Annotated in this window: 1 protein-coding gene; it reads left to right on the plus strand. The window is 42.4% G+C overall.

What is annotated here, in order from left to right:
• Nucleotides 1-231, plus strand: a 231-nt coding sequence (locus JR005_RS14370; protein WP_228731734.1) for a M20/M25/M40 family metallo-hydrolase, incomplete at both ends; no start/stop codon positions are given.

A 231-nucleotide genomic window follows, 5' to 3' on the forward strand; every position in this document is an offset into this window, starting at 1 on the left:
CCATTTCAACCTGAAATTCGCGATGGAACGCTGTATGGACGTGGTGCAGCAGATATGAAAACGGCCTTGGCTGCCATGATCATCGCGACGGAACGTTTTGTAAAAAAACATCCAGATCATAAGGGTTCAATTGCTTATCTCATTACCTCAGATGAAGAAGGTCCATCTATTAATGGAACGGTAAAAGTCATTGAAACATTAGAAGCGCGCCAAGAAAAGATTACATGGTGT

The sequence above is a fragment of the Acinetobacter sp. Colony158 genome, from assembly GCF_019264745.1.
Taxonomy (GTDB): Bacteria; Pseudomonadota; Gammaproteobacteria; order Pseudomonadales; family Moraxellaceae; genus Acinetobacter; species Acinetobacter ursingii.